The following is a 22,010-nucleotide window of genomic DNA, read 5'->3' as shown; positions in this document are numbered from 1 at the left end:
GGTGCCGGGGTCACCGGCGTGCCGGTCTGCGGATGGGTCAGCCGGGGCCGACCCAGAACTGGACGGCGGTGTTCGGGGCGGTTTTCGGGGCGGCGGAGATCGAGGAGATGGAGCTGGCGCCGGTGACGGAGCCGAGCGCGATGACAGCGGCGGCGATGAGGGCGAGGGTCGTGGTCTTGCGCATCGATACCTCCAGTGGTCGTTGTGGCGGGGTCAATAAGAGCATCGTCTGACAACGGTGTCAACAGTCATTGTGAACCTTGACGGGCGTGCGAGACTTCAGGCGTGAAGACACCGACCGTCACCGCTGCGGAGATCGCCCGGCTCGCCGGGGTCGGTCGCGCCGCCGTCAGCAACTGGCGCAAGCGGCATCCCGACTTTCCGGCCCCGGCGGGCGGCACCACCGCCAGCCCGGAGTTCGACCTCACCCAGGTCGAACAGTGGCTACGCGGTCAGGGCAAGCTCCCCGAGCTGTCCCGCGCCGACCGGCTCTGGCGACACCTGGCCGCGCCGACGCAGACGCCGGCGTCCGCCCTCGCGAGCGTCGGCGCCCTGCTACTCGCCCGCCACCGCGGCGAACGCCCCACCCTCGGCGGGGCCGACGACGAACTCTCAGCCCTGCTGCCCGACGTCGACGCCCTCGCCGACGAGCTCGGCCCGCAGGCCGCCTTCGACGAGTTGTGGCAGCGCTTCTCCGCCCCCGGCCCGGGCCGCCTCTTCGCCACCCCCGACGAGCTCGCCGACCTGATGGTGGCCCTCGCCGACGTCGGCGAAGGCTCCGTCCTGGACCCCGCCGCCGGTTCCGGCGCCACCCTGCGCGCCGCCGCCCGCGCCGGCTGCACCACGGCGTACGGGCAGGAACTCGACCCCGACCTCGCCGCGCTCGCCGGGCTCTGGCTCGCCCTGCGCGACGTGCCGGGGGAGGTCCGCGCCGGCGACTCGCTGCGCGCCGACACCTTCGGGGGCCGCACGGTCGACGCGGTGGTCTGCCACCCGCCGTTCGGCGTCACCAACTGGGGCAACGAGGAACTCGGCTACGACCCGCGCTGGGAGTACGGCGTCCCACCCCGTACCGAACCGGAGCTGGCCTGGGTGCAGCACGCGCTGGCCCACCTGCGCCCCGGCGCGCATGCCGTGCTGCTCATGCCGCCTGCGGCAGCCGGTCGCCGGGCCGGCCGGCGCATCCGTGCCGAGCTGCTGCGGCGCGGCGCGCTGCGTGCCGTCGTCGCGCTGCCCAGCGGGGTGGCCGCACCGCACGGCGTACCGCTGCACCTGTGGGTGCTGCGGCGCCCCGCGCCCGACGTGCCCGCCCCGGCGCGGGCGCTGCTCGTCGACGCGGCCGAGGGTGACGTCGCCGAGCTGTCCGCCCGGATCCTCGCGGCCTGGCGGGCCTTCACCACCGCACCCGACGCCGACGTCGAGCAGGCCGGCTTCGCGCGCGCCGTGCCCGTCATCGAACTGCTCGACGAGGAGGTCGACCTCACCCCCGCGCGCCGCCAACCTGCCGCCGGGGTCGAGCAGACCGGCGAGCAACTGGTGAGCACCAGGGACCGACTGGCCGCGATCGTCGGTGACCTGCCCGCGCTGATGCCCCGGACGAGCCACCCGACGGAGGTGGCCCCGCCCCCGACCACCTCGGTCGCGGACCTGATCCGCGGCGGCGCGCTGCAACTGCTCGGGCCGGTACGTGCCGCCGCCGCAGCCGGCCAGCCGCCCGTCGACGTGCCGCCCGCAGCGGGAGGCCCACCCGTGCTGACCGTGCCCGACGTGCTGGCCGGCGTCGACGCCTCCGGCCAGGTCGACGAGCGGCTCGGTCAGGAGATCCCGCTGGCGGTCGGCGACGTGGTGGTGCCCATGGTCGCCAGTACGCTCACCGCCCGGGTGGTCACCGCCGAGGGGACGCTGCTCGGCCGCAACCTCTACCTGCTGCGCCCCAACCCGGCGGCGCTCGACCCGTGGTTCCTCGCCGGTCAGCTGGGCACCTCCGCCAACGAGAAGCAGGCGTCGAGCCTGTCGGGGACCCTGCGCTTCGACATCCGCCGGGCGCAGGTGCGCCGGCTGCCGCTGGGCGAGCAACGGGCGCACGGGGAGGCGTTCCGGCGGCTCGCACATTTTGAGTCGGCAATCAGACAGGCCGCGGAACTGGGGGCGGAACTGGTGCGGCTCACCGCGGATGGCCTGGCCCAGGGCAGCCTGCGCCCGGAAGGCGGCGGCCGGTAGACCTGCACGGCGCCCGGGAAGCACCATCCGGCTGCTGACACCACAATCGTCCACGTTGTACGGTCATGCGTCCGCCGGGCGTGGGGCCGGTGCGGGGTGTGCGGGGTGGGTGTCATCGCGTGGGGGGTCTGGTGGCGCTGGACAAGGTCGGTGGATACCAGGTGCTCCGGCCGCTGGGCTCGGGCGGCATGGGAGTCGTGTACTTCGCGGTCTCGCCCACCGCCGAGCGGGTCGCGCTGAAGGTGATCAAGCAGGAGCTGCTCGAGACGCCGACGATGCGGGAGCGCTTCGCCGCCGAGGTGGAGAGCCTCAAGCTGGTCTTCGGGTCGCGGGTGGCGCGGCTGGAGGACGCCGACACCACGGGTGACCCGGCCTGGCTGGCCGTCGAGTACGTGCCGGGGGCCACGCTGCGCCAGCACGTCGACGCCAGGGGCCCGCTCGCCCTGCCGGTGGCCGCGATGGTGGGGGCCATGCTCGCCGACGGCCTGACCAAGGTGCACCAGGTCGGGCTGCTGCACCGGGACCTCAAACCACAGAACATCATCCTCGGCCCGGACGGCCCGAAGCTCATCGACTTCGGGCTGGCGGTGCTGATCGACCGCGAGCAGTACGTGACCGAGGCGGGCGCCCTGGTCGGCACGCCCGCCTACATGTCGCCGGAGCAGGTCCGGGGCGAGCGCGAGCTGACCGCCGCCGTCGACATCTACGGCCTCGGCGCGCTGCTGGTCTTCGCGCTCACCGGGCACGGCCTCTATCCGCCGACGAACTCCTGGAACCTGCTGCTGCGCATCACGGAGCCGGGCGACCTGCCGGACCTCTCCGGTGTGCCGACCGAGCTGGCGCCGTTGATCGGCGCCATGTTGGCCCACGACCCGACCGCCCGCCCGGGGCTGGACGCCGTCCGTACGCGGTTGCTGGCGGTCGCCTCCGCCAGCGCCGGCAGGAGCGTGCTCGACCTGCGGCGGGAGGTCTGCGCCCTCACCTACGACGACAACACGGAGCTGCTGGTCCCGCCGGATCTCCAGGATCCGGAACAGGATCCGGAGGACCCGCCCGACGGCGGCGAGGAGAGCACCGCCGAGGTGCCCGCGACGACGCCGACGAAGGTCGACTCTGATCAGCCGGCGAACCCGCCCCCCGACGTGAACTGGCTGGTCGACAAGCTGCGCCGCCAGTACGCCCGCCGCTCGACCCTGTAGGAAGGCCCTCTTTCGATGACATCCACCCAGGAGGCGACGTTCGCCCCGGGCTCCCGCATCGTGGTCCGCGACGAGGAGTGGCTGGTACGCAGCGTGAAGACCGGCACCGCCGACGGCACCATGATCAAGGCGGTCGGGGTCTCCGAGTTCGTGCAGGACGTCGAGGCGACCTTCTTCACCGCCCTGGACGCCATCCAGGCGATGCGCCCGGAGGAGACCGTCCTCGTGCGCGACACGTCGTCGAGGTTCCGGCAGAGCCGGCTCTTCCTGGAGGCCGTCTTCCGGCGTACGCCCCTGCCGCGCACCGAGCGGGGTCTGGCGCTGGCCGACCGCTTCCTGCTCGACCCGCTGACCTACCAGCAACGCCCGGTGGAGTTGGCCCTGTCGGGGTTGCGCCCGCGCGTGCTGCTCGCCGACGTGGTGGGCCTGGGCAAGACCCTGGAGATCGGGCTGATCCTCGCCGAGCTGATCCGCCGCGGCCGGGGCGACCGCATCCTGGTGGTCTCCCCGCAGCAGGTGCTGGAGCAGTTCCAGCGGGAGCTGTGGACCCGCTTCGCGATCCCCCTGGTGCGCCTCGACTCGATCGGCATCCAGCGCATCCAGCAGGAGATCCCCGCCGGGCGCAACCCGTTCACCTACTTCAAGCGGGCCATCATCTCGGTCGACACGCTCAAGGACGCCGGTCAGTTCGGCCACCATCTCGACGCGACCGTCTGGGACGCCGTCGTCATCGACGAGTCGCACAACCTGATCAACAAGGGGACCCAGCGCAACGAGCTGGCCCGTCGTCTCGCCGCGCAGACCGACGCGCTGATGCTGGCCAGCGCCACCCCGCACAACGGCGACAAGGAGTCCTTCGCCCAGTTGATCTCGCTGCTCGACCCGGCCGCGATCGCCAACCCGAAGGACTACCGGGCCGAGGACATCGCCCACCTCTACCTGCGTCGTACGAAGATCAGCCCCGAGGTACGCGACCAGATGGGCGACCGCTGGGCCGACCGGGGCCCCTCCCAGGCGGTGCACTGCCCGGCGACGCCGATCGAGGAGCAGATCTTCGACGAGCTGACCGACGTGTGGCTGGCCGGCAGGTGGAGCGACGAGACGATCACCGGGCAGCACCGGCTCTTCCCGTACACCTTGTTGAAGTCCTTCCTGTCGTCGCACCGCGCCCTGCACGAGACGGTGACCAACCGGCGGAAGAAGGCCACCGGCACCGAACGCGCGGCCCTGGACCGGCTCGCGGAGCTGACCTCGGCGATGACCGAGGCGGACTCCAGCAAGCTGACGCACCTGGTGGCGGAGCTGAGGAAGATCGGCGTCGGCCGGGGCAGCGACGTCCGTGCCGTGGTCTTCTCCGAGCGGGTGCCCACCATCAAGTGGCTCGCCGAGGTGGTGCCCGGCCTGCTCGGTCTGAGGCCCGCCGCCGTGCGGGTGCTGCACGGCGGCGTCGCCGACACCGACGAGCAGCGCATCCTCCAGGAGTTCGAGCTGGCCGGCAGCGAGGTGCGGCTGCTCTTCACCGGCGACGTCGCCTCGGAGGGCGTCAACCTGCACCAGCAGTGCCACCACCTGATCCACTACGACATCCCGTGGAGCCTGATCCGCATCGAGCAGCGCAACGGCCGCATCGACCGCTACGGGCAGCGCCACCGCCCGCAGTTCCGGGCGCTCGTGCTCACCTCCGGCCGGGAGGACGCCAAGGACGACCGCACCGTCGCCGAGAAGCTGCTCGGCCGGGAGGAGAACGCCCACCGCAGCCTCGGCAGCGTCGAGGCCGCCACCGGCCAGTTCGACGCGAAGGCCGAGGAGGACCGGCTGGTACGCGACCTGCTCGCCGGCCGCACCGTCGAGGAGTCCTACGACGCCGCGCACGCCGGGATCGACGTGATGGCCGACCTGTTCGGCGAGGTCGGCACCGCCCCCGTCGCGGCGGAGGTGTCGCGGGCCCGGGTGCCGAAGCTCTTCGACTCGACCCGCGACTTCGTCGACGCCGCCCTGCACGAGGTCTACGACGACCGGCCCGAGGACCACGTCGACCTGCGCCGCGAGGACGAGCTGATGACGTTCCTGGCCCCCGGCGACCTGGTGCACCGCCTCACCGACCTGCCCCGCTCCTATCTGCGCGCGCACCGCGAGGGCGAGGCGCTGCGGCTGAAGGTCACCTTCGACCGGGCCCTCGCCCAACGCAAGCTCGACCAGGCCCGGCAGAGCAGGACGCCGACGTGGCCGGAGATCGCGTTCCTCAGCGACGTGCACCCGATGGTCGACTGGCTGGTCGACAAGGTGCTGATCCGGCTGGGCCGCCAGCAGGCGCCGGTGCTCACCGCCGACGTCACCGGGCCCGTCTTCCTCGTGCAGGGCGCCTACGCCAACCGTCTCGGCCAGCCCACGGTCGTGCAGTGGATGGCCGTGACCGGCCTGCCCGACCGGCCGGTCATCCGACCGATGGACGAGGCGCTGCGCGCCGCCAACGTCGGCCCCGACATGGTCAACCGCGCCGAGGCCGTCGACACCGAGCCGCTGACCCGGCTGCTGCCGCAGGCCGTCGCCGCCGCCCGCGAGCACCTGGCCGGCAAGCGCGCCGAGTTCGACGCCGCCAACGCCGGGCCGCTGCGCCGCCACCGCGACCGGCTGGCGACGTTCCAGCAGGCCAGCATCCTCGACGCGCTGCCCGGCCCACAGCGCGAGAAGCACCGCCAGCGGGTGCACACGACCGTCGCCGAGCAGCACGACCTGCTCGACCGCCTGGAAACCGACGGCGAGCCGCTGCTGCGCGTCCTCGCCGTCCTCGTCGCGTCCCCGGAGCGTGCCGCATGAGCTTCGAGTCCTTGACCAACCGCGGCGAATATCTTTCCGCGCACTACCTGGCCGAGATCCTGCCCACCACCCTCAAGGGTGGCCTGGTCAAGCTGTGGGCCGAGCGGGAGAAGAGCGGCGGGCAGACGCCGCGCACCGGCCTGCGCGGCCTGCGCCGCCCCTACTTCGACGCGAAGACCGAGCTGGCCGACGACGAGTTCTTCGACCCGGAGCGGCTGCGCAAGCTGCACCAGGACGTGCTGCGGGCGCTCGGCTTCGAGCCGCAGCCGCAGCCCGTCACCGTCGAGCGCAACGGCCACGAGCAGGAGATCCATCTCGCCCACGCCGAGCTGGGCACCGGCCACGGCGTCGTCGCGCTCGACTGCGGCTGGGCCGTCGACACGGAGGCCGCCCAGGATCCGGACGGCGCCGGCCGGCTGCTCGACCCGGTCATGCTGCCCGGCAACGAGACCATCGCCACCGGCGCGAAGCTCGCCTCGCACCTGCTGGCCGCCGACAACCCGAAGCCCCGCTACGTGCTGATCCTCAGCGGCGGCGTGCTCACCCTCGCCGACCGGGCCGCCTGGGGCGAGGGCCGCTACCTGGCCGTCAGCCTCGACACCCTCTACGCCCGCAACGACGACAAGGAGTACGACGTCGTCGCCGCCCTGTTCGGCGCCGACTCGCTGCGCCCGCCGGCCGAGGGCGGCACGGAACCCCTCGCCGACCTGGTCGCCGGCTCCCGCCAGCACGCCGTCGGCGTCTCCAGCGAACTCCGCGAGGGACTCAAGGTCTCCGTGGAGCTGATCGCCAACGAGGTCCTCGACCGCATCCGCCAGGCCGGCCACCAGCCACAGCACGTCATGGACCTCGACGAGCTGGCCAAGGAACTGGGCCGCGAGGCGCTGCGCTACCTCTACCGGATCCTGTTCCTGCTCTATGCCGAGGCCCGCCCCGAGCTGGGCGTGCTGCCCGTCAACGACCCCCAGTACGTCGAGGGCTACAGCCTGGCCCGCATCGGCGACCTGGTCTCCCGCCGTCTCCCGCCGTCCGCCGAGGACGGCACCCACCTCTACGAGTCGCTGGACCTGCTGTTCCGCATGGTCAACGAGGGCCACCGCCCACGCGGCGGCACGCAGGTCGAGCAGCGGGCCAGCGAGGGCGAGGGCCTGCGCTTCGAGCCGATGCGCTCGGACCTGTTCCTGCCGGAGAAGACGAAGCTCATCGGCCGACTCATCGCCGAGCCCGGCAGCGACCCCGACGACCCGGGCGGCCCGAAGATCGACACCCGGCTGCGCAACAAGGTCCTCTACGAGGTGCTGCGCCGCCTCATGCTCACCAGGGGCGGCAGGAGGCGCCGCGGCGGCTTCATCTCGTACGCCCAGCTCGGCATCAACCAGCTCGGCGCCGTCTACGAGGGCCTGATGTCGTACACCGGTTTCGTCGCCACCGAGCAGCTCTACGAGGTCGCCAAGAACGGCGACCCGAAGGACGGCTCGTGGATGATCCCGGCGTCCAAGACCGACGACTACGACGACAACGTGTTCGTGGAGAAGGAGGACCCCTACACGGGCGTGCGCAGCCGGGTCAGCTACCAGCCGGGCCAGTTCGTCTACCGGCTCGCCGGCCGCGACCGGCAGACCAGCGCCTCCTACTACACCCCGCAGTCGCTGACCGAGGTCACCGTCCAGCTCGCCCTCAAGTACCGCCTCGACCAGGACGGCACCACCACGCCGGCCCGCGAACTGCTGGACTGGACGATCTGCGAGCCGGCGCTCGGCTCCGGCGCGTTCCTCAACGAGGCCATCAACCAGGTCGCCGCCGAATACCTGCGCCGCCGGCAGACCGAACTCGACGTCACCCTCGACCCGGAGGCCTACCACCTCGAACTCCAGCGGGTGAAGGCCTACATCGCGCTGCACAACTGCTACGGCGTCGACCTCAACCGCACGGCCGTCGAGCTGGCCGAGGTCTCCCTCTGGCTCAATGTCATGCACACCGGCCTCCAGGCCCCCTGGTTCGGCCTGCACCTGCAACGCGGCAACTCCCTCATCGGCTGCGGGCGCAAGACCTACGACCCGAAGCAGCTCGCCGACAAGTCGTGGCTGACCACCGCCCCGGCCGAGAAGCCGTTCCGGGACGGGCCGATCGACGAGGGCACCATCCACCACTTCCTGCTCCCCGCCGACGGCTGGGGTGCGGTCGCGGGGGAGAAGGAGGCCCGCGAGCTGGCGCCGGCCGAGACCGCCAAACTCAAGGCATGGCGTACGGCGATGAAGCGCGTGCCGTCGTGCAAGGGGAAGAACTCGCAGGTCAAGCGGTTGCAGGCGCTCGCCGGGCGGGTCGAGTTCCTGTGGGGGCTGGTGCAGCAACGCCTCGCCATCTCCGAGCGGGAGATCCGCCGCGACATCAAGGTCTGGGGGGCGGACGGCCTGCCGCCGGTGAGCGGGGCGGTGGCCCGGGAGAAGATCCTGGAGGACCTGACCGCGCCCGGCACGCCCTACTGGCGACTGAAGACGCTGATGGACGTGTGGTGCGCGCTGTGGTTCTGGCCGCTCGACAAGGTCGGCCTGCTCGACGGCTCCGACCCCGCGTACCCGACCGCGCCCGTCCAGGTCTCGCACGTCAAGGACGTGCCGGCGTACGAGGAGCCGGTCTACGAGACGCAGGACATCTTCGGCAATGTGCAGGCGCAGCAGATGAAGCTGCCGACGAAGGCGACCGGCGGCACGCGGCGGATGACCGTGGCGGAACAACTCCGTCAGCAGGTGCCCCTGACCAACCTGGATGACTGGCTCACCTTCGCGGAAGCCCTCATCGGCCGCACCGCCGCGGACGAGAACACCGCACGGTTCTACGGCCGCGAGCTGACGAGCCTGGACGAGATGAGCGACTTCGAGCAGAAGCTCGATGGCGTTATCGGCGTCGACTCGCCGTGGACGCTATCCGACCGGTTTCCCTGGCTCCTCGCCGCCGATCAGATCGCTGAGCGGCAGGGCTTCTTCCACTGGGAACTCACTTTCACTCAAGCGTTCGTCGTGGGCGGGTTCGACCTCCAGGTCGGCAACCCTCCATGGGTGCGCCTTGATTGGAAGGAAGACGTCATTCTAGCCGAAAGTGAACCTTGGTTTCGGCTTGCCGATAAGCCTTCCATTGAAGTGTGGCAAGCTCGTAAATCTGCTTTGCTGTCGAAGGCATCTACCCAACAAGCCTTCGTTTTGGAGATGGCAGGAAATGTCGCCCAGGTCGAGTTCTTGGGAGGTGCAACCACGTTTCCATTGCTTGTTGGCACGCGCCCCGACCTTTACCGAGCGTTCATGTGCAGGGTGTGGGGTCAGCTCGGCATCAGCGGTTGCGGCGGATTAGTGCACCCCGATACCCATTTCGGTGGGACTAAGGACGGCTTGTTGCGGGCGTCTGCATACAAGCATTTGCGGATTCATGGTGGATTTATTAATGGCGCAAATTGGGCCTTTGCGGATGCTAGCCGCGACCTTGAGTTCGGGGTTCATATCTATGGCGCTAAAACAGAGATCAACTTTTTGCATCTAAGTCAGTTGTATGCCGCACATGCGTTGAGCGAATCTTTGGTGCATGACGGAACCGGCTCCACTCCTGGTCAAAAATTCCAGGGATCGTGGGATCGGCGGCCGCATCGTGCGAGAGTTGTGCGCGTAGATGGACGGACTTTGGAAATCTGGCGCAACCTTCGAGGCGAGGCTGATGGTGTGGTAGGCCGGACGCCTTTGTTGCAACCCATCTCCATCGATGAAGAGCGAGCAATCGCGGCGCTAGCTTCCTACGGTCAGCGGCTTTCGAGTTTTCAGCCTCGAATCAGCTTTGGTCATGACGAGGCGAAGTCGAAGAAGCAGGGCATACTCGTTTGGGATCAGGTCATCCCAACCTCGTACCGCGACGTGATTCTCCAAGGCCCTCACATCGGAATAGCTAATCCGCTGAACAAGGAGCCAAGGGTCCCATGTCGAAGTCAAGGAGATTGGGACTTCGTAGACGTCTCTTCGATAAAGGAAGCGTTCGTGCCGCGTACCAACTATGTTCGTGGCGCGGGCGTGGCCGCTCTTGATGCTGAGGATAGGTGGGATGAGGCGAGCTGCACCGATTTCTACCGCCTTGTCTGGCGGGCGATGATTAATCCTAAGAGCTCTGAACGATCGCTGTTCGCTGCTCTTCTCCCTCCCGGTCCAGCTCATGTCCATGCGGTGCACAGCATGGCACTCAGATCGAACTCTGAAACCGCTCTAATTGCCGGTTTTTGGGCTGCGCTTCCGCTCGACTACATGCTACGAATTTCTGGCCGAACCAATCATGGCGCTACTGAAGCCAAAAGTATGCCGGCAGGAGCGGTCTCCCACCCCTTGGCATCCGGGCTCCTGTTGCGAGCCCTGCGTTTGAACTGTCTAACCTCGGAATATGCGGCCTTGTGGAGCCAGTTGTACGATTCTTGCTGGGAGCGGGAGAGTTGGGCGGTAGACTGGGCCGACATGCCAGCGCTTGGTTCGGTACGTTCGACATGGGAATGGGTAACTCCGTTGCGATCCGAACGCGAACGCCGAGCGGCACTGGTGGAAATCGACGCTCTGGTGTCAGTGTGGCTCGGGCTGGATGTCGATGAGCTAATCGCAATCCTGCGTTCTCGGTATCCGATCCTCACCGGAAGAGAGGAGCAGATGTGGTTTGATGCAGAAGGGCAAAAGGTCGCAGCCGACCCGTACGCCTTCGGTTTCAGGCAGGCCAAGGAACACTATGGGCAGTTGATGGCGTACATCGACGATCCCGTGCGGAATTCGATGCCGGAAGGTTACACGGCGCCGTTCTACAAGGCGGATCGAGAGAACGAATATCGGCAGGCGCACGCCGTCTTCAGTGCGCGACTCCAAGACGCGATTGACAAAGGCTGGCAGTCGTCATAGCTCGCCCGGATGCCCTCGTTCCTCGACATGGGGGAACGAGTGAGCTTCGGCAAACGTCCAGAAATGTAACGTGCCGCCCCGCCGAATAGCGGCAATTCTGCCTCGCTATTCGGCAACCTGCATCATACGTGGCGTGTCATAAGATCAACGGCAGGAACCGCCGTGTTAATGGCGGGTTGGTGCGTGGATGATGGCGGACGCCTCCAAAGCGACTACTGCCCACTGGCAGGACGACTTGGTGGATTGGACCAGCCGTTACTGGGATACCTGCGCGTGCCCGGCGACAAACGGCTGGTGGGGATCTGCCGCCCTCAAGGCGAACCGGCACGCAACGATCGAGCCGGCGAATGTGAACGCGTGCGGAACCGGGCGGTCGCTGTTCGGCCGAGCGGACGAAGCCGACGGTGGCGATTCGATTGCCTCACGGGAGTGCGATGGCAGCGCATCTGGCGGCCTCACCAGATGCGCTGTCGCTTGTGGGTGCGTTATCAATGCGCGGCTTTGGTTGACTGGACGAATCTGTTCCAGGCGGTGGGGGAGAAGTTGAGGACGGGTCCGGCCGGGTCCTTGCTGTCGCGTACGGCGACGAGGCCGGGCAGGTTATCGGCAACCTCGATGCAGTCCCCGCCGTTGCTTCCGCTGTGGGCGCTCTTGCGCCACTGCGCGCCAGCCAAATCAGCCACGGTGGACCTCCCCAATGATCTTGTTCATGAGCTGCCTTGATTGTGCCTCATCGAGCGTCAAGTCATCGAGACTCGCCCACACCTGCTCGTAGGCTGCGTACTCCTCCGGCCGATCGAGATAGAGGGCTCCGGTCCACGACTCGCAGTAGACGACCGAGGGCTCGGGAGTGGTCCGCTTGCCGGGTGGGAAGTCGAGGATCACGAAGGTGCCCGCCTCCGCGCCCCGGTGTATCCCGGCGGTCAGCGGTAGCACTCGAACGGAGACATTGGGTAGCTCTCCGACCTCCAGCAGGTGACGGAGCTGGTCGGCCATGGTGGTGGCGTCGCCGACCGTGCGGAGCAGCGCTGCCTCGGCCAGGATCACTTCGAGCTTGGGTGCCCGAGGCAGCCTCCGATGAAGGAGCGCCTGCCGTTGGAGCCGTACTTCGACCAGCCGCTCACGCTCCTCATCAGTCACCTCGTGCCGGTGCTGGTAGACAGCCAGAGCGTAGGCGCGCGATTGAAGTATTCCGGGTATCAGTGCCTCGTCGAAGCGACGGATGAAGGACGCTGCGGATTCGAGGCCGACGTAGAGTTCGAACCAGTCGGGGATGGCGTCGCCGTACGAGTGCCACCAGCCCTTGGCCTTGGTCTCGGCGGCCAGCGCGGTGAGTGCGCCGGCCAGCTCGGGCGTCGCGCCGTACAGCTCGCACATGGCCTTGACGTCGAGGGCGCGGACCGGGCCGAGGCCGGTCTCGATGCGCCACATCTTCTGCCGGCTACAGTGCATCGCCTCGGCCGCGCCGTCGAGCGTCATGCGCGCCTCGGTGCGCAGCTCGCGCAGCGCCCGCCCGAGCTGCCGCCGGGGGACTGTCGATCCCATGTCGTCGGCCATCCGCTCCCGCCCCTCTCCATGTTGCATGGTGTTACATCGGTCGTGGTGCTGGTGCAACGCAGAAACGTTGCCCTTCTTCGTTTCGGGAATTGGGCTGGATTGCAATCCTGCTGCCCGGTCCTGACCATACCGTGCGGCTCCGACAAGCGTCATTTCCGCGCAATTCCCACGCGCAAGGACTGGCGGGCGCGACGCCTGAATGCGACCGCCAGCAGGATCGGAGCGGGTGGCGTTCCACTATGGACGTGTGGCTGAGGCCTCGGGTGTGGAGGATCGATAGGTTGGCGGGCATGTCTTACCGCAGCTACACCGCCGACGACAGTTACTGGACGGTACGCAAGCACGGCTCGACCTACTGGGTCGTGCGCATCAGGAAGGAAAACGGGATCTACCGGCGGCTCGAATGGTGGGGCGGCTACCGGCAGGCCGGTCACGCGGCGGGCGCGGCTGCCCAGTTGGCCTACCGGCAGGCCAAGGAGGACGTGGTCAAGGAGTTGCGTGGCAGCCTGCACGACGCGTTGGAGCGCGTCGGTCTCGGTGCCCTGCCCAAGCCCGCCCCGCTCCGCCCGGACCCGTCGGTGCTGCCGTCCGACGAGGAACCGGCCGACACCGAGGAGTGACGGACGGCTGCCTGCGCGGGCTCGCGTACATCCCGGGGTGTTGCCGGCGGCGTGTTCAGCGCCGCCGGTCGGCGGCGCGGACGACGAGGATGGTGCCGTCGCGGCCCAGCGAGAAGACCTCGCCCTGCCGGCGCAACGCCGACCACCTGTCGAAGACGCGCGGTGCCGCCCGCAGGTACGCACCGATCCGGCCCTCCGCGAGGTGCCGGTACAGCCCGCTCTCCACGCCCCGGAACACCTCCAGCGTCTGGCCGCCGGGCAGCGGAGCGAGGTAGCGGGTGCCCTCGGCGCGCAGGCCGCCGCGCAACGGCAGCGTCTGGGCGGTGCTCGACGTCCACGGCAGATCCGGCTCGAACAGGGCATCCTGCGCGGGCGCCGCCGGCTCCCCGCGTTGCCGGGGTGTGGCATAGCCGCGGGCCGTCGCGTTGTCGCCCGCGAAGAGCAGCGTGGTCGCCGCCACCGCCCGGGTCAGGATCTGGGTGAACCAGCCGCGCTGCCCGGCGGGGATGTCGAACACCTCGGGCGCTCCGGGCGGCGGCTCCCCGGCGGGCGGCACCCGCGTGCCGGCCGGCGGGGGAGCGCCGTCGGTGGGAACCTCCCCGGCGAGGGCGTCGTCGGGAACCGCGGTCCTGGCCCGCCAGTCCTGGTCGTCGGGGGCCGCGTGCAGCAGCTCGTCCAGGTCGTCGTCCGCGCCCGACCACAGCTCGCCGTCACCCGGCGGATCGAGGACGTACGAGGTGATCCGGCTCTCGCTCAGGTGCGACGCCACCATCAGCGACGGCTGGCGGCGCCCGGCCACCCGCAGCGCGTCGACCTGCACGACCGCCCGCGCCAACTGCTCGTACGCGAAGGTCGCCGACTTGTGGGTGCCCTTGCACTCCAGGATCACGATCTTCACGCCGCTGCGCCGGCCGGAGCTGTGGTGCCCGAGCAGGATGTAGTCCGGCCGCTTCTTGGTCTTCGACGCGGTGTCGACGTCGCCGACGCCGTCGAGGAAGCCGGCCTTCAACGCCACCTCCGCGTCGACGGCGTGGAAGTCCCAGTGCGGGTGCTGTCGCCGCAGCACCGTCTTCGCGACCATCAGCGCCAGCCCGATGCCCAACTGCTCGGACTGCGCCACCTTGTGGTGGTAGACCACGTTGCCAGCGTGCGGGGACAGGGCGAGGCAGCCGCTGCGTGCGGTCAGCGTCGCGCAGTAGCGCACGTGCGCCCAGTGCCGGGCCACCTGCGCCAGGGGCGAGGCGGTCAGGAACGTCGTGGCCACGCCCAGCTCGTGCAGCACCTGCGCCGGGCTGGTCCGCACCCCCGGGCCGATCGGCACCGGCGACAGCGCCTTGGCATACCGGTAGGCCTCGCGGTCCTCGGCCTTCTCGGCCTGCCGGCGTACCGCCGCGACGAGTTCCTCCGAGGACTGCACCGCGAGCGTCGACTCGCGCCCGAGCGATCGTACGAGCGAGTCGAGCTTCACCCGGCCACCCCCGATGCCGATCACCCCGCACGGGCTCGAACACACAGGGTCATCAAGGAATGCCAGAGTGTCAATGCCTTCTGGTGACTGACGTTCATGCGACAGCAGGCGTCGTCAGTTGTGCAACCCGCCGTACACGTCGCGGGCCTGCACGGTCCGGCCCGAGCACCCGGGTCAGGCCGCCGGCGCCCCCACGAGCGGCACCTGAGCCGACGCGCTGATCGTGCCGCGCAGCAACGGGCCCAAGGTGGCCGTCTGCGGCATCCACGGGGTCACCGGCTACCGCTTGAGCAGTTCGATGAGCGTGTCGTCGGCCTGGGCCAGGATCGGTGGGCCGTGCAGCGGCGTGGCCAGCACCCGCCGGCAGTGGTCGAGTTCGACGTAGATCACGTCGCCGGTGCTGGTGGCGTTCTCCAGCACTGCGAACCGGGTTGCGGCACCCGAGCACTTCGCGGCCGGGCGCAGCGCCCCCAGTCTGCGTTCGACGGCCGCGTGGCGCTGCTCGGGCAGGAGCAACCCGTAGTCGAAGGTCCCTGTGCCCTGCTGCTGCGCCGGCACCCGGAACACGCACAGCCGCAGCGGCGCGGTGGACGGGATCGACACCCGGCCTGGTCGGGGGAGGGACGACGGATCCCCGGTCCCGGCGGCCACCACGTTCGACGATGTCTGGGTGCACCCGGAGGCCGCCGCCCCGGCTGACAGGACTTCCCGTACGACCGTCTCCGACACCGTGGTCAGCCGCAGACCTCGCACCGCCTCCGGCACCTCGGGACGTGGCTTGCCGCAAATGTCCATCGGCAGTCGCGGCCGGATCCATCGGCCCTGCGCGTCGAACAGCAGCAGGTTCGGCTCCCAGGGCATCTCCAGGGTGCAGGCCTCGACGTTGGTCCTGTCGTCGGGCAGGTGCAGCGCGGCGAGAAGGGCTGTCACATCGGTGGCGCGGCCCTCGGTCAGGACGAGGTCTTCACCGCCGTCAGCGCGTCGCGTCGGTTCGAGCTGGCAGTGGACTGCGTACGCGACCGCGAAGGTGGTGTCCAGGCGCGGCAGGGTGTGGGCACTGGGCGGGCGCCCGTCCTCCCCGACCGGTGCGTCGACCGCGCAGGAGGTCCACCCTGACCGGGCGGTTGGCGTGCCGGAGGCCGCAGCGGATGGCTGCGCCTCCCGCCCGTCGGCCGAAGCACCGGCCACCGTGGGCCCGCCCTGACCACACGCGGCCAGCCCGGCCAGGGTCATCATCGCGACGAATCCCTTGACGATCGCTCGCATATCGTTTCTTGACGGCAGAAGACCACAAAACGTGCATCTATGGGACGATGTTAGCCCCAGTGCACGTGAACGCCGGCCTGCCGACGAGTTCTCGATCGCGCTGTCGCCCGTGCGTCCTGTTCGCACAGACCGATTACTGGGTCTGACCTCACAAGACGCCCCTGGCGGCGGTCATCTCCGCGCAATTCCCGTGCGCGGCTATTGGCATTCTGGGGAATGCACACGAGCGCATCCCCGGCTGCCGCCCATGGTCACGGGGGCGAGGCAGTCGGACGCGTCAGCGGGTGTTGGGGACCGGGTGTCCGCAGATCTTCTCGACGCTCTTCTGTGCGGCCTTCCACTTTCGATGCCCCGGCCCGAATTCGAGGACGAGGCCGGGCCGAGGCTTGTGGTCGGCAACGAACTGCGCCACCTCGGTGCTCGCGAGCGCCCATTGCGTCAAGGCCACCTGCAAGTCTGGAGGTGCTTGCAGTGCGGCTCGGGTCAACTGCCCGGCCAACCGCTTGTAGGTCTGGGCGACACTGGCTCGCATCGCGGGACCTTCCTCGCCCACGACGGCAAAGGCCGCACTGACGGACTGGTCCTTCGCCGCGACGTCCACCAACCTGCAAACGCCGGACCTGCTGTCGACGTTGGATGGCGTGGTCGTCGCTGCGGCGGGACCGGAGGCGGGTGGGCTGACCGGCGGTGGCGAGGCAGCCCGCCCGCCGTCCTCGTCGGGTTGCTCGGAGCAGCCTGCCACCACGAACACCAACGCGAGGGCCAGACAGGCAGATCTTTGTCTCATCACGGAACTCTCGATCCTTGTCGATGACGTGCTGCCTGCCTCTGCGCTCTCACGTCATCTGCCTCCCGAAGCGGCCAACCGTTCGAACTTGCCGAGCACAACGTCGGTGAAGGCGGTGGCGATCCCGCACGTGTCCATCGGGGCATCGGACGCCTGGCGGACGACCAGGGTGCTGAATGTGACAGGACCGAGGCTGGCGTTGGTCGAGCGAAGGTCGACGTTCTGGTAGCAGGACTTCTCGTCGGTCGACTGGACCACGGGGTAGCCGCGGATCTCGCGTCGTTGCGCCGTCGGCTCCTCCGCCTTGCTCTTCCGCGCCTTCGCCGACGGGTAGGGGATGAAGCCCATCTGCACGCCGGTCGAGGTGACCCAGTAGCACGATCTGGCAGGGCCCTCGGAGAGATGGATCTGACGTCCAGGCCGGGTGATCCCGTAGGCGGCGAGTTCCTGCTCGGCGAGCAGAGCGCACGGCGCCCCCGCGTACCGGGACAGGGCGGCGACGACGGCGCCTGGATCGGGAGTCGGGCTCGCTGGCGACGGTGCAGACGGCTCGGGTTCCGTGGCAGAGCAGCCGCCGAGCGCCACCACCATTGCGATGAGAATCGTTCTTGACGTCATGTGTCGTGCCCGACGGGAGTTGGCAGACATACACGTCATCCTATAGGCCCAGCTCGTGGTTGAGCCCCGCAAACGGAGAGCCGGCACCCGCCTGATCGACGGCGTGGATGCGAGTTCAGGGCTGGGCCAACTCCAGGAGGATCCACATACGGGTCACCGTGTCAGTCAGGGAGACCCAGACGGAGCGATTCGGCTGACCCTCCACGGTGCCCGAAAGGATGCCCCAGGTGTAGCCGCCCTGCGTCAGCGGCCCGCCCGAATCCCCGGACCGCGTGAAGGCACCGCCCGTCGGCTCACCCATGATGTGGGTGACGCCGTCGTCGTCGTAGGTGCCCAGCAGCTTTACCGAGCAGACCTGCAGACTGTCCGGCAGTTGGTATCCCGTCTGGGCCCAGTTGCCCCAACCTGACGCCGACATCAACACACCAGGAGCAGGGATGGGTTGATTGATCGGTGGCAGGGTGGTGGTCGCCACCGAACTGGGGAAGGGGCTCCAGACCTTGATCAACGCAAGATCGGCACGGCCGAACTCCTCAACGCGCTGCACCACCTTGCCGTAACCGTGGCCGCGCCGCCGATCGCCCGCGTACACGTGGAAGCGCGCTGCGGTGATGCCCTCGGTGCAGTGCTCGGCGGTCAGCAGCCACGAGCTGTTGAGCACCACCGCGGTGCACCGGTACTGACCGTCGACATAGACCTGGGCCGCCTCCCGCAGGTGCCCTGCGGTGACGCCTCCGTAGATGGCGTGGGCCGGCGTCACGACAGCCGGCCCGCCCACCGCGCCCATCAGCGCGGCCACGAGCACGGCCAGCTTCCTGCTCACCTTGCGTGATCTCATGTGCCCTCTTCCAGCTAATCGACCACGCGGTCGCGCAGTCTGGAGTTTCGGCAGTTCATCAGCATGATCCGCGACGGAAAGCGCCAGTCAGGTAACTGTCGACGTCGATGCTATCTGCTGTGCGAGTGATCCCGGTTGGTCCATGTCGGATGGCGCGGGTGTCGGTGGCGACGACAGGAGTGGAAGACCAGGTGTCCGGGCGGGAACGGGTTTCGTGATCGGGTCGGCGGGGGTAGGGATCGCACCGCCCGTCAGCCAACCACCTGAGGAGAGTGCCATGTCGGCGCAGGCGTTTCTCTACATCGTCGCGGTCATCCTGCTCGTGCTCGCCGCGCTGCCCCTGCCCACCAGGGGTGTCTCGCTCGCCCTGCTCGGGGCGGCGTGCGCCCTGCTGGCCTATGCCTGGCCGGTCATCACCGGCTAGTTGAACGGGGGCCGGTGGGCTGGTCCATGATGCTCTACCCAGCCCACTGCCCGTCAGCTCGAACTCAGCCTCTCTCGTCGTTGTCGCGGATGCGAACGCTGAATCGCCCGCGAGGTATTCGGCCTGCGACGAGCTATGGTGACCTGACGTCGACCAGCCTGGACGAGGACGGAGACGGTGACAGAGTCACAACACCTCCCCGACCCACTGGAATGGACTGTGCGTGGTCTGCGCTTGCCCGAGGCGCTTGCATCGCTTCTGCAGACAGGTAGGTGGCTGCACCCAGGCCGCCAGGCTCTCCATGAACTAATGCCCTGGTTCGAAGAACCTCTGATGTTCATGCCGAACCTCTACTCCATATGGTTCGAGAACGCGGCCCTGGACCACATCGCCGACGACAGCTCGATCTGCGAGCTGTTCCGCATGACTCGTGGCAGTCGCTCGGAACATCCGCCCGACATGCCGTGGCTCGACGTCGACCAGGCCGTCCTCATCGCGGTCAACGAGTACGCTGGTGACGACGTGGCCTTAGCCTTGGACTACCGCACAGACGCGGCCGATCCACGGGTCGTGGCGTCCGACATCTGGACGGACTCCCCCCAGATCTCCTGGCGGGCCGTGACGCCCACTTTCACTGACCTCCTCACGGCCCTGCAGGATGCCTCGTCCACCCTCTCGGAACTCGACATCCCACAGGAGTGGCGCTGACGGTGTCCTGTGGTGACGGCTGCTGCACAACGGCGGTTACCATCGCGGATCCTCGCCCGCTGCGACATCGAGGGCCCGTGCGGTACTCGGCGGTGACGTCGAGCAGCAATGTCACCGCGTCGTCCTCGGCCAGCATGTGCAGGGTCAACCGCCGGCCGCCGTCGCGGACGGTGGCCGGCGGATGTCTGTCAGCCATGCCAGGACGCCGGGGGTGGGCCGAATGCGCGACGAGCGGCCCGCACAGCCAGAGTGGCGAGGGCGGCGTTGGCGCCGCCACCAATTACCGCGCCGATGCCGAACGGTGCCACCCGACCGAGAACGATTATCCCTTGCTTGGCCCCGTACTTCGTGACGAAGTGTTTCCCCAGGATCTTGTTGATCTGACGCAACGTCTCAGCTGGAACCTTGGCGACGACCTGACGTCCCCAGTGCTGCCCTGTCCGCTCGGCAACCTTGGTGATGGTGGCGGAGCCAGACCCACCGAGCATGATTCCCATCACGATCGTTCGACGGCGCTCGACCTCGTCGATGGGGACTCCGTGGATGTCGGCGACAGAGAGCGCGAAGAGGGCGCTCAGCTCAAGGGAGGAGAGAGCCTCGCCGGCCGAGAGTGCGAGTGCGACCCCGGTGCCGACGCCGGGAGCGGCTGCAGCTCCTCCCACGGCAGCACCCGTCCCGGTCAAAGCGCTGACGTACATCCGCTCCAAATTGCGGATCACCTGTGTAGGAGTGACATCCGGATTCCGCTGGCGTGCCCGCGCGATGTTTTTGCGTACCAGAGGGCTCTGAGCGGCGATTGCCTTGTCCACCAAGTCGAGAATCCGCTGTCCAGGTACGGCTGCTTCCGAAACCGGCCCGCCGGGGCCACCTGTTGCCATGCCTTGGTCTCCTTGGATCGTCACGTTGAAACTCCCTCTCCCACTCGACCAGCCGAGTGGGACTCCCGGCCAGATCGTTGAACGGCGGCTGCCGTTAGCCCAGCAGCAGGTATATGGAAGTCGGTAGATTTTGGCTCGGGTGACCCTGGACGCTCGGCTGCCGTCGGTCTGGGTCTTTCCTGGCTGGCCTTTGACTCAATTAGTGCGACGCCGACGTTCAGGTCCGCGATGCGTCGAATCGACCGTCGCGACCGCGATTCTGCGCTGACATGTCATGAACCGATGTAGAGGCGAATCAGACTGAGGAAGTTGCGCAATTTCGCGACCTCCGCAGGCCTGACCGGATCAGGGTTGAAGTGCATGACGTTGTTGCGAACCTTGCGCAGTTCGTTCAGTCGCTCGATGAACCGTCCTCGGTTCAAGGGCCAACCAAGCTGTCCCCAGCACGCCGCGTTGTCGAGGACGGCTTGGTACTGGCCGATGGACATGGTGTCCAGGGACTTGAAGGTAAGTTTCGCATCTACACACGCCTTCCTGACCGTCTCCTCGTCGAAGGTGTTCACGATCAGCTGCCGCAACTCCTGGTCGATCTCACCGATGAGGAAGAAGGGCGTGGCGGTCTCGTCGTACTTGCGTACCACGTCGGCGGCCGTGACGATCCCGCTAATCTTCCGCTGGTCGTCACGGACGAAGATGAAGCCGTGCTGTTGCAACGTGCCCAGCACGTCCAGCAGTCGGGTGTCGTAGTCGAACACACGGTCGCGGGCTTCTCGAACTATGGCGTCGCTGAAGCTGGCATTCGGATTCCGGTGCTTCGCGGCGGCAATCGACTCCCAGGAGACCGAGCCGTAGAGTTGATGAGAGTTCGCCAGCACAGCGACCTGCGAGTAGTCGTTGATCTGCATTACGGTGATCGCCTCTTCGAAGCTAGCCGAAGGAGGCACCGATACCAGCGACATTCGATGTGGAAAGAGGTTCTCCAGCGTCAAACCGATGTTGACGCCCTCTTCGCTGAGCTCGTCGGCAGTCGCCTCGACGACGGTACTGCCGGAATCGTTAACCTCATCTTCGCTCTCCTCCTGCTCGGGGAGCATCACGACCCGGATGATCCGGTCCAGGCTGACGGCTCGGAAGTCAGGGCTGGTCGTCAGGCCATGATTGGCCAGGTCCGCCTCGACCTGGGTAGTCGCCATCCGGTCCCGGTCCTCCAGTCCCCACAGGCCGATGAACTCACGAACCGTGAACGACCGGGGCTGCCCCGACTCGGCTGCCGCCCGTGCTGCCTCCAGTGTCGCGAAGCGGTGGCGGACCGCCTCGGCCTCTTCCTCGGAGGTGTCCTGGTCTGCGCTGACCTCCTTGGCGACGTCCTGAAGCAGCTCCAACCGAAGCCGATGCAGGGTGGGGCCGGCTTGTCCCACCTGCCAGGCCGACCACCCCGCGACCGCCCGTCGTCCCGCCACGGTGGCGCCGGCCCGGGAGGGAGTTGTGAATTCCCGACCGTCCTGGAGTCGCAGCCTGGCTCGGTCAGTGACCGAAGCCTGATGCGGTTCGTCCCCGATGCGCTGCTGGAAGAAGAGCTCGTCGCCGGGCTTCAGTAGACCGGCGTCAAGCAGATCGGAAATGCGGACCCGCCGGCCGTTAAGCAGGTGCTTTCGTCGTGGGCGAAAAGAATTGTTCGACATTGCTGCTGTTGCTCCAGG

Annotated in this window: 17 protein-coding genes; 7 read left to right on the top strand and 10 right to left on the bottom strand. The window is 68.3% G+C overall.

What is annotated here, in order from left to right; translation table 11 throughout:
* Positions 1–37 precede the first annotated feature (37 nt).
* A complete protein-coding gene (locus tag KBX06_RS20085; protein ID WP_210837370.1) occupies positions 38–184 on the bottom strand; it encodes a hypothetical protein in 147 nt (48 codons plus the stop codon).
* A gap of 101 nt (positions 185–285) precedes the next feature.
* Here KBX06_RS20085 and KBX06_RS20080 point away from each other — a divergent pair, with 101 nt between their 5' ends.
* The 4 genes from KBX06_RS20080 (at position 286) to KBX06_RS20065 (ending at position 11,146) form a co-directional block, all read left to right on the top strand.
* A complete protein-coding gene (locus KBX06_RS20080) occupies positions 286–2,220 on the top strand; it encodes an N-6 DNA methylase (RefSeq protein ID WP_210837368.1) in 1,935 nt (644 codons plus the stop codon).
* Between the two features lie 119 nt (positions 2,221–2,339).
* Positions 2,340–3,419, top strand: a complete 1,080-nt coding sequence (locus KBX06_RS20075) for a serine/threonine-protein kinase (RefSeq protein ID WP_307854690.1) — start codon at positions 2,340–2,342, stop codon at positions 3,417–3,419.
* 15 nt (positions 3,420–3,434) lie between these two features.
* Positions 3,435–6,236, top strand: coding sequence for an SNF2-related protein (locus KBX06_RS20070; protein WP_210837366.1), 2,802 nt, complete (start codon positions 3,435–3,437; stop codon positions 6,234–6,236).
* Positions 6,233–11,146 (top strand): class I SAM-dependent DNA methyltransferase, encoded by a 4,914-nt coding sequence (locus tag KBX06_RS20065; protein ID WP_210837364.1) that lies wholly within the window; start codon positions 6,233–6,235, stop codon positions 11,144–11,146. Before KBX06_RS20070 ends, KBX06_RS20065 begins: the two co-directional genes overlap by 4 nt.
* 488 nt (positions 11,147–11,634) lie before the next feature.
* Here the strand turns inward: KBX06_RS20065 and KBX06_RS20060 are convergent, their stop codons facing one another.
* Entirely contained in the window at positions 11,635–11,829 is a 195-nt protein-coding gene (locus KBX06_RS20060) for a DUF397 domain-containing protein (protein WP_210837362.1), read from the bottom strand.
* Positions 11,822–12,703, bottom strand: a complete 882-nt coding sequence (locus KBX06_RS20055; RefSeq protein WP_210837360.1) for a helix-turn-helix transcriptional regulator — start codon at positions 12,701–12,703, stop codon at positions 11,822–11,824. The genes KBX06_RS20060 and KBX06_RS20055 overlap by 8 nt, the downstream gene beginning before the upstream one ends.
* A 290-nt stretch (positions 12,704–12,993) precedes the next feature.
* Here KBX06_RS20055 and KBX06_RS20050 point away from each other — a divergent pair, with 290 nt between their 5' ends.
* Positions 12,994–13,323 carry a hypothetical protein gene (locus tag KBX06_RS20050; RefSeq protein WP_210837358.1) on the top strand — a complete coding sequence of 110 codons (330 nt, stop codon included), beginning with the start codon at positions 12,994–12,996 and terminating at the stop codon, positions 13,321–13,323.
* A 55-nt stretch (positions 13,324–13,378) separates the two neighbouring features.
* Here the strand turns inward: KBX06_RS20050 and KBX06_RS20045 are convergent, their stop codons facing one another.
* From KBX06_RS20045 to KBX06_RS20025, 5 genes are all read right to left on the bottom strand, one after another.
* Positions 13,379–14,791, bottom strand: coding sequence for a hypothetical protein (locus KBX06_RS20045; protein WP_210837356.1), 1,413 nt, complete (start codon positions 14,789–14,791; stop codon positions 13,379–13,381).
* Positions 14,792–15,070: 279 nt separating this feature from the next.
* Positions 15,071–16,057 carry a hypothetical protein gene (locus KBX06_RS20040; protein WP_210837354.1) on the bottom strand — a complete coding sequence of 329 codons (987 nt, stop codon included), beginning with the start codon at positions 16,055–16,057 and terminating at the stop codon, positions 15,071–15,073.
* A gap of 277 nt (positions 16,058–16,334) precedes the next feature.
* Positions 16,335–16,844, bottom strand: coding sequence for a hypothetical protein (locus KBX06_RS20035; RefSeq protein ID WP_210837352.1), 510 nt, complete (start codon positions 16,842–16,844; stop codon positions 16,335–16,337).
* Positions 16,845–16,898: 54 nt separating this feature from the next.
* Positions 16,899–17,492 (bottom strand): DUF3558 family protein, encoded by a 594-nt coding sequence (locus KBX06_RS20030; RefSeq protein WP_210837350.1) that lies wholly within the window; start codon positions 17,490–17,492, stop codon positions 16,899–16,901.
* Positions 17,493–17,577: 85 nt separating this feature from the next.
* Positions 17,578–18,300, bottom strand: coding sequence for a DUF1986 domain-containing protein (locus KBX06_RS20025; RefSeq protein WP_210837348.1), 723 nt, complete (start codon positions 18,298–18,300; stop codon positions 17,578–17,580).
* A gap of 277 nt (positions 18,301–18,577) precedes the next feature.
* Here KBX06_RS20025 and KBX06_RS20020 point away from each other — a divergent pair, with 277 nt between their 5' ends.
* Positions 18,578–18,724 (top strand): hypothetical protein, encoded by a 147-nt coding sequence (locus tag KBX06_RS20020; RefSeq protein ID WP_210837346.1) that lies wholly within the window; start codon positions 18,578–18,580, stop codon positions 18,722–18,724.
* Positions 18,725–19,057: 333 nt separating this feature from the next.
* A complete protein-coding gene (locus tag KBX06_RS27945) occupies positions 19,058–19,432 on the top strand; it encodes a hypothetical protein (protein WP_247686284.1) in 375 nt (124 codons plus the stop codon).
* Between the two features lie 188 nt (positions 19,433–19,620).
* Here the strand turns inward: KBX06_RS27945 and KBX06_RS20010 are convergent, their stop codons facing one another.
* Complete coding sequence (locus tag KBX06_RS20010) at positions 19,621–20,334, bottom strand: hypothetical protein (RefSeq protein ID WP_210837344.1); 714 nt, start codon at positions 20,332–20,334, stop codon at positions 19,621–19,623.
* A gap of 248 nt (positions 20,335–20,582) precedes the next feature.
* Entirely contained in the window at positions 20,583–21,992 is a 1,410-nt protein-coding gene (locus tag KBX06_RS20005) for a CBS domain-containing protein (RefSeq protein ID WP_210837342.1), read from the bottom strand.
* Positions 21,993–22,010 lie beyond the last annotated feature (18 nt).

Source organism: Micromonospora sp. C31 (assembly GCF_018070575.1).
Taxonomy (GTDB): domain Bacteria; phylum Actinomycetota; class Actinomycetes; order Mycobacteriales; family Micromonosporaceae; genus Micromonospora.
Note: the sequence above shows the minus strand (reverse complement) of the source record. Positions and strands in the feature narration are given on the sequence as shown.